This is a genomic window from Acidiferrobacter sp., assembly GCF_054609335.1.
The window spans coordinates 1-8,142 of sequence record NZ_JBTRWP010000083.1 but is presented as its reverse complement, the minus strand read 5'-3'; the positions used below and the strand labels follow the sequence as shown (position 1 = coordinate 8,142).

Annotated in this window: 7 protein-coding genes; all 7 read right to left on the bottom strand. The window is 61.4% G+C overall.

Going from position 1 to position 8,142, the window contains the following annotated elements; translation table 11 throughout:
- Positions 1-100 precede the first annotated feature (100 nt).
- Entirely contained in the window at positions 101-1,606 is a 1,506-nt protein-coding gene (locus ACYCTF_RS13790; protein ID WP_461285060.1) for a coproporphyrinogen-III oxidase family protein, read from the bottom strand.
- A 92-nt stretch (positions 1,607-1,698) separates the two neighbouring features.
- Positions 1,699-3,399, bottom strand: a complete 1,701-nt coding sequence (locus ACYCTF_RS13785) for an EAL domain-containing protein (protein WP_461283466.1) — start codon at positions 3,397-3,399, stop codon at positions 1,699-1,701.
- A 719-nt stretch (positions 3,400-4,118) separates the two neighbouring features.
- Positions 4,119-5,201: a DMT family transporter gene (locus ACYCTF_RS13780; protein ID WP_461283467.1), complete on the bottom strand. Its 1,083-nt coding sequence runs from the start codon at positions 5,199-5,201 to the stop codon at positions 4,119-4,121.
- A 128-nt stretch (positions 5,202-5,329) separates the two neighbouring features.
- The gene (locus ACYCTF_RS13775; protein ID WP_461283468.1) at positions 5,330-5,983 is read right to left on the bottom strand and encodes a glutathione S-transferase family protein; all 654 of its coding nucleotides are present in this window, start codon (positions 5,981-5,983) and stop codon (positions 5,330-5,332) included.
- A gap of 67 nt (positions 5,984-6,050) precedes the next feature.
- The gene (locus tag ACYCTF_RS13770) at positions 6,051-6,482 is read right to left on the bottom strand and encodes a helix-turn-helix transcriptional regulator (RefSeq protein ID WP_461283469.1); all 432 of its coding nucleotides are present in this window, start codon (positions 6,480-6,482) and stop codon (positions 6,051-6,053) included.
- A gap of 21 nt (positions 6,483-6,503) precedes the next feature.
- Positions 6,504-6,761: a helix-turn-helix transcriptional regulator gene (locus ACYCTF_RS13765; protein ID WP_461283470.1), complete on the bottom strand. Its 258-nt coding sequence runs from the start codon at positions 6,759-6,761 to the stop codon at positions 6,504-6,506.
- 132 nt (positions 6,762-6,893) lie between these two features.
- On the bottom strand, positions 6,894-7,652 hold the full coding sequence (locus tag ACYCTF_RS13760; protein WP_461283471.1) for a class I SAM-dependent methyltransferase: 759 nt from the start codon (positions 7,650-7,652) through the stop codon (positions 6,894-6,896).
- Positions 7,653-8,142 lie beyond the last annotated feature (490 nt).

The window sequence follows — 8,142 nt, the reverse complement described above, 5'->3', positions numbered from 1 at the left end:
CATCGGCGTCTGGGTGCCATCATGATCCCCCGCCACCGGATCGTGAAGTATGATTCCAGGCGGCATAGTGGGCGCGAGAGCTAGCAGGCCCGCGCGACGATCAGATCATGTTCCTGTCTTCGGTGAGGCCGGCCGTCCGCAAGGCTTGGAGTTGCAGGACTTTCTGGACCGCGGGGTGGGCGGCAAGCCCTTGTTTGCGCTGGTCGCTAAAGTAGAACATGCTGACCAGATTGCCGTAATCGAGCCCCTTGCGCGTGAGGCGCAGCATGCTGTCCTCGCTCTGGAGGTAGCCCATCTTGATGAGATCCGTGGTAAGCGCCGCGAAACGCGCATCGAGTGGCCCGCCATGGCGCTGCTCGAAGTCGGCTAGATGTAGACCCGAAAACCTGAGCCGGCATACCGCTTCGCGGTAGAACTCTTCACCTTCGTGCAACCATACAGCGCGCTCGACCGCGCTCGTTTCCTCCTCGAGTGCGTCAATATATTGGTCGATAGACCCGTAGTTCTGATAGGCGACCCCGGGCGCATAGGATTGCGCGCTTGCGCCAAGCCCGATCAGGGGGAGGTTTTCCCAGCGGCGATTCTGGTGCCGATAGGTGTCAGGATCGCGGGCGAAGATATTGCGGTTGATCATGGCATAGCCGCCAGCCTGCAGCCTATCCACTGCCTCTCGGTACATCTGGATCTGAACAGCAGTGGGCGCAAGAGACAGCTCGTCGCGCTTACGGAAGAATTGCGTGCTTTCGTGAAGATCCAGGGAATAGATCGTACATCCGTTGATTTCCATATCGAACATGCGATCAAGACCTGCATGCCAGTTTTCCAGCGTTTGATCCGGCAAACCGTACATGAGGTCAATATTGATTGCACCGACCCCTTGCGCGCGGGCCTGGTGGACTACGCGCTCGATGTCCTTGCGCTCAAATGACCGATTGAGCCGTTTTAGTATCGGATCATCGAAGCTCTGTATGCCCATGCTGAGCCTTGTGAGGCCGATGCGGCGCAGGGTCGAGATCTTGGCCTCGTCGAGCATGGTGGGTGTCGACTCGACGGTGAACTCCTTGCATTCGGTGAGGTTGAAATGCTTATCGAGGGATGCCATGAGGCGTTCGATTTGCGCGACGGTGAGGTAGGTCGGCGTGCCGCCGCCCCAGTAGAGGCTCTCGATGACGCGGTCACGCACGAAGGGCGCGATCTGCGCCATCTCCCGATCGAGGGCGTCAAGGTAGAGATCGACCTCGTCCTGGCCGCGATTGGCGGCCACCGTGAAATAGCAGAAGGAGCAGCGGGCGCGGCAAAAGGGAATGTGCACATAGAGCGCCGCCCGGGGCCCGTGGGCGTTATGGCGAGACCATAGGGCCTCATAGGAGCGGCTACGGGCGTTGCGCTCTGCGAACGCGATGGGCGGATACTGAAAGTCGAAGCAAGGGAAGGCCTCCGGGGTACGGGCGAGCGACGCACGCAGGCGCTCCGGGAGCGTTGCACGCTCCCGTGCCAGCGGCTCCGTTTCAAGCGCCGGGGCATCCCCCTCCAGGTTCGCCACCTTATTTAGGTATTGGTGCGAGAGATTAGGATGCCAGGATGTATCGTCGCTCGAACTGTTCATCAAAAACCTCCTTGTCGTGGGCGACCTGCTTTGGTCGCTTGCTTTTTTCGGTGTCTAGCACCGCGTGTGTCGGCTAACAGGGCGGGTGTGCATCAAGAGACCGCCATGGTGGCGGCCTCTCTCTTGGGCTTGCCGAAGAGATAGCCCTGGCCCCACTGAACACCCATGTCCCGTAATATTGTCCGGGCCAGTTCATTCTCGACATACTCGGCGACCGTGATGAGCCCCAGATCATGGGCGAGCCTCTGCATGCTCTGCACGACTATTCTCGCCTTACGGTCGCTCGCGATCTTGCGCACGAGCTCACCGTCGAGTTTCACGAAGTCCACGGGAAGATCGACCAGGTAACGGAACGAGGAGTAGCCGCTGCCAAAGTCATCGATCGCTATGCGGAGACCGAAATCGAGCAAGGGCTGAAGAACCGCAAGGGCCGTGGCGGTATCCTGCAGAAACTCGCGCTCCGTGATCTCAATGACCAAGGGCTTGGGCGCTGCGGCGTCATGACCGCACGCGTAGCATTGTTTCTGGATCAGGATAAAGATCTCTTCGATCAGGTCAGGGTGGCGCAGAAAGGCCGCCGACATGTTCACGAAATGAAGCTGCGACCCGCCGGCGAGCACCTGCGTCGCACAGTGTCTGAGCGTCTCGCGCATGACGGCCGCATCGATTTCATGGACGAGGTCGAAGCGGGTGACGATTTCTATGAACCGACCCGCCGCGATTTCGGTCTTACCATCCTGAGAAACCAGTCGCGCCAAGGCCTCTTCGGCGACGACACGGCCCGTGGTGAGGTCGACTATGGGTTGGTAGGCCGCCCGGACGCGGCCGCTTGCAAGGGCTGCGCGGACTTGGGCGATGAGGTGCAGGTCGCCGTCGGTCGGCGCCGACAGATGGATATGGCGCCGCTTGCGGCGGTCGTCTGCGGCCTGCCCTAGCTGGATGTTGGCTGCGGAAATCGTGGCGGCAATGGCGGGACGGTCCGGAAAGCTCGCCACCCCCGCACTGATACCGACCGAGCCCGCAAGCAGGGTGAGGAAGGGTTCTTTATGAATCACGTTCTGCACGTGTTCGGCCATTAGGGCTGCTTCGGACTCTTGTACGCCCGGAAGCAGGCCGATGAACTCCTCGCCACTCCATCGAGCCAAGACGCTCTGCGGGGGCAGGAGCTGACCTATGCGCGCACCGAGCACCTTGAGGAGGGCATCACCGGTCTCGTAGCCATGTTCATTATTGATCTGTTTGAGTTGATCGACGTCGAAAAGCACGATGCTGTAGGGATCGCGTGTTTCCGTCGCGCGCGCATGCTCGCGTTCGGCGATTTCGAGGAAGCCCCGACGGTTAAGTAGCTTCGTTAGAGAATCTTGATTGCGTGCGTCGCGCAAGCGCGTGTCGGCCACCCCGTAGTCCATGTGCGCCTCGGCAAGGCGCGCAAAGGCCAGCAGCGAGATCATGCCGCCCTCGGCGATGAATCGCGTCTTGCTAAGACCGAGCGCAAGGAGTCCACCTGCCTGTCCCGTGTGCCCTGTAAGCTCAATGACCACAAGATGAGATATATGTGCGCTCCGGGCATCGGCTTGCCAGTGGGCTAACTCCGGCGCGTCGATATCAAAGGCCCGTGGCTTTGAAGGGGGTGCGGAGGTGGCGGGAAGCCGAAGGCCTACGATCTCAAGCGCGCTTCCAGCCTGCGCCGCCGATCCTGCCACATAGGCGGCAAGGTTCGGGGCATCTCGCAGGTACCAAGAGGCAAAGCGCGCGTCCGGTACACAGCGAATGAGGGCGTCGCAGCAGCGCATAGGAATCATGTCCGCGCTGGTTTTCGCGAACTTGCACACTTCTTCAAGAAGTTGCTCTAGGATCGTTGCGCGCATATCCCCCTGAGCTTGGGCTGCGTTGTGCGGCCTGTGTTTTAGAGACATCTACCCAAAACCCGCCTGCTAAAAATGTGAGACGGAATATTTGCTGTGCAGTATATATCACCGAGCCGTTTGGGAAAGTAGTCGCATGAAAAAATCACGAGTATACGAATAGGATATGCGCCTTGTGCCAGGATCATGACAAGAAAGTCGGTCGGTAAAGGTAGACGCTGAGGGGCATCTTGCGATGTTAGGACGACGATAGGTAGAAACGCGCGGCTGGACGGACATAAGACCGTGGCACACATCATGCATCGGGTGATGTGTCTTTTATGGATGAGCGCAGTGAGCGCAGAGCGCGCCGGCTGAAGGGCGCTTAGTACAAGGCGGCCGCGCGCGAAAGAGGCCTTGCGCGCCGGGCGGCCTTACGAAAATTCGGCGGCGGCTGCCAGAAATATCGCAAGGGCTTGCGTCGAATGCTCATCTGTAGGAAGTCGGAATGCCCCGCACTGCTGGGTGCGGCTTGTGTGCTGCGTGCAGCAGGCGTCATAACGGCCGAGTAAACACCGTCTCGGCCCGCATGTTCATCGTGGGGACGTTCAGTGTCCAGGGTGTGACATAAGTGCGGCACGCCGTTTGCGTAGTGCGGGCGCGTGGCGTCAAGAGTCTGTGCCGTTGGGATGTCGGTGACGATGGTGGATGTCTGGGAAATGGCGATGGCTGTGCAGAAGTGATGCATGAGTGTGGCGATGGGTGTGCGGCTCTGTGCCATCCCAGGGGAAGTCATGCTCATGTTGATGATGGGCGTCGTGCGTATGTCGATGGGTATGAGTCTGCGGCTCATGCGGGTGGAGATGAGAATGGGACTCTGTCAGGTGGAGGTAGACGCCTAAGGCCATGAGGCCTGCTGCCGGCCCGAAGAGGGGGGCCAAGGCTTCGTGCAGAAGCAGAAGCGAGACCCCCGCGCCGAGGAAGGGGGCGGTTGAAAAATAGGCACCGGTGCGGGCGCTGCCCAGATGCCGCAGTGCCACCATGAATAGGACGAGGCTTACCCCGTAGCCGAGCGCACCCACAGCGCCCGCCGCAGCGGCGATCCCTGGGTGGGGGAATCGGGCCCCAAGCGCGAGGGCCACCGCGGTGTTGGTGAGGCCCGCGACCAGACCTTTAAGGCCTGCGATCTGGATCGGGTCGCGCGCTGACAATCCCCGCGTCAGATTGTTGTCGATGGCCCAGGCAAGACATGCGCCCGCGATCAAGAGGGAGCCGGAGCCTAAGGCGATCGCGCCTTCTTTCCAGGACACTAGTACACCGCCTGCGACGATGAGGGCCATTCCCGTGGCGATACGGCGGTCGACATTCTCACGGAACACGATCCACGCAAGCAGCGCGGTGAGCACGCCTTCGAGGTTCAACAACAGCGAGGCGTTGGCGGCGCCGGTGCGCGTGAGGCCTTCCATCAAAAGTACGGGCCCGATTATGCCGCCTGCGGTAATGGCCCCGACGAGGTTAGCGATATCGGTGCGTGTCAGCGGGCCGTGGGACGTGGCATCCGCTCCCCGGCCCAAGCCGCGCCACCCATACCACGCGAGGAGACATAGGCCCGCACCGAGATAGAGCAGCCCCGCCAAAAGCTCCGGGGCCACGTCGCCGACGAGAAGTTTGGCAAGGGGCGTGCTGACACCAAAAAGGGCGGCCGCAGCAAGTGCGCTCGCGATGCCGGGGCGGGTGGTGCGCGTCGTCATGGTCGGACGGATTATAGCGCGTCCGGGCGATGCCGTGGGTAAAGGCGGTGGCGGATGATGGGCGGCTGCCGCGTCGCTCGCCAGTCGCCGTGGGCGTTAGAGCCCGCACCTCGCATTTCTTGAGGCGTTCAGGGCTCGATCGGACGGGCCAACACGACGATCGTTTTCTGCCAGGCGTCAAGCGTCTCGACGCGCGCGAGCCATTGCTGCACGTGGGCAAACGCACTGATGGGGAGCTTCCCGGGTGCGGCGGCGGCAAGCAGTCCCGTAAAGGGCGTGACAATCGCCAAGTCGGCAAGCGTCAGTTGGCCGTGACAGATCCATTCACGGCAGGCGAGGTGAGTGTCGAGGACGCCGGCGAATTCGTAGACCAGGTCCTCGCCGCGTTTTACTTCGGCGCTGTCGGCTTTCCCGAGCCCCGTGAGACGCTTGAGGACGTGCTCTCGGTTCAAGATGCCGACGGCAGGGCCCAGATGTTGGGCGCACCAGAAGAGCCAGCGATTGACATCGGCGCGCGCCCGGATGTCCGTGGGATAGACAGTCTGCCCCGGCGTTTTGTCCGCCAAGTACTGCATGATGGCGTGCGATTCCCAGAGGATAAATTCGTCGTCCACGAGCACCGGTACACGGTGGTTGGGATTCAGTTTTAGAAACGCGGGCGCATGCTGCTCGCCTTGGCGCAGATCGACGGCTGCCAGTTCGATGGGCACGTTGAGGGACAGTGCCGTCATGACGGCGCGACGCGCGTTGTCGGAGTATGGGTGGTAGTAGAGACGCATCATTGGGCTTTTCCTCACCGTCATGGGGGGTTGGTGCACGCATGATAGGCGGCGACAGCGTCAGTTTCTGTCAGCAGAGCGGTTCTCGCCCGCGCGGGCGCTCGGATGCCCGTGCCTGTTCCCATTGCCTCGCGAGGTCTTTGCGTGTTCGGGGGTAGGGTATTCCGAGGGTCTCCAGGCTTGCGATGCGGTCCACGCGAAAGTGCTGGAAGTCCGCCCTTAGTTCGCACCACGCGGCAACGAGTTGCACACCCTCGAAGAATGCGAGCGCCACAGGCCAGATCACGCGTTCCGTTTCGGTCTCGGCGAGGCTTGTGTAGAGGATATGGAGCTTGTGTTCACGCCGGATCGCCTCGCGAATGACGTGAAGGCCGGTTGTGTGCCTCGTGGGTTTGCCGAAACGTGGTGCCCAGAGACCAATTTCGCCGATCTCCTGGCGCAGGTCTTTGGGTGAGGCAGCGCCAATCTTCGCCAATGCCGTGTCGACGGCTTGGGTGAGCATCGTATCTCCCTGGCCCTTGACCTAGCGCGCGCCGAGCGTCAAAGCCTCGAGCTCCTCGACATTGAACATGAGCGGCGGCAAGAAGAAGCCGGGGCGCAGGAGATAGCCGATCCCGGCTTCGCCGTCAATGGGTGCGCCAAGCTCGATCAGTGTTTGCACGTCCCGGTAGACCGTGCGCAAAGACACGCAGAGCTCGCGGGCCAACTGCGCGGCCGTGATCGCGCGGCGGCGGCCGCGCAGGGTGTCCATGAGCTTGAAGAGGCGTATCGTCTTACTCATCGCTTTGCTGTGTTCTCGTTATGTCCCGATGCTCGATGCCGACTCTGGGGCTGCTCACGGCATTCAAGAGCCGCGCGCGGCAGGCGGTGTCTCCCTCGGCCTGGCCTTTTGGGCGTGACGCCCGCGCGCCGTTTAGTCTTTGCGACCGACCAAAACGTTGAGGGGCCAGACCACCAGACGCAGATGCTCCGGGTCACCCCACAGGCGAAGGAGGGTCCGATGAAGCCGATCTACCGGGTCAAACCCCTGGGCCTTGATGAAGGCGACCGTGGCCGACCAGCTCCTGATATAGCTGAGTAGGTGCGGCAGGGCCCACGCGGCCTCCATGGCGAACGCTGGGGGTGTAAGACGGGGAAAGGGGAAGGCGATCGAGCGGTAGCCGTCTTCGACGTGACGTCGCTCGGGCGGCCAGTACGGTCCGATGTCGTTTTCGTAGAACGCTTGCACCGCAGCGTCGATCTCAGCCCCTTCGATGCGCAGCTTCCCATAGCTCCATGCCGCCAAGATGCCGCCGGCCTTGAGGACGCGCGCGGCCTCGGCAAAGAAGCGCGGAATATCGAACCAATGCAGGGCTTGCGCCACCGTAACGATGTCCGCACAGGCGTTGGGGAGGCCGCTTTCTTCGGCGAGAGCCACAGGGTATTCCACCCCACGGGACGCCGTTGTCGCTTGAGCGATCTGCGCCGCACTTGCATCGCTTGCGACGACGCGCTTGAAATGCGCCGCCAAGGCGACCGACGCTTGACCATTGCCAGCGCCACAGTCCCAGGCAAGTCCTCGGTCACGGCACTCCCCTGCGAGCCAGAGAAAGAGCTCGGGCGGATAGCTTGGGCGACTGCCCAAGTAATGCGTCGCCACGCCCCCGAAGTGATCGGCGAAGGGTTTATGCAATAGGGCTACGCTCCGGTGGCTCAAGGAGAGGCATTGCGGTCGACTATACCACCCAGACCCCGGTCCCGGAATTCGGTCGGCGCGAGAGCGAAAACCCAGGCCCGCGTGGCCCACAGGGCCGTAACCGGCGGCCATGCTGAACGCTCGTAGACGGCTTGGGCCGCTGGTATTCGTGTCTACTCACCGAAATCGATGAACAAGGGCGGCGTTTCATTGCTGAAGAAATAGAAGGCATTCATCGTTGTCTTGAGGAGATCCAAATTCCGGAATCATCAGAAGAGGATTGCTAAACCGTCAATAGTCCCCTGGATACCGACCGCAAGAGCGCCGTCGGCCTCGCGGCCGATTGACGTTTTCTGTCGTTAGGTGACAATAGGCACACACTGATATAAAACGGGGCATGAAGCCATTTCGCTGGAGTCACGAAAAAAACGAGACGCTAAAAGTCGAGCGCCGAGTTTCTTTCGAGGAAGTCGTTCTCGCGATTGAA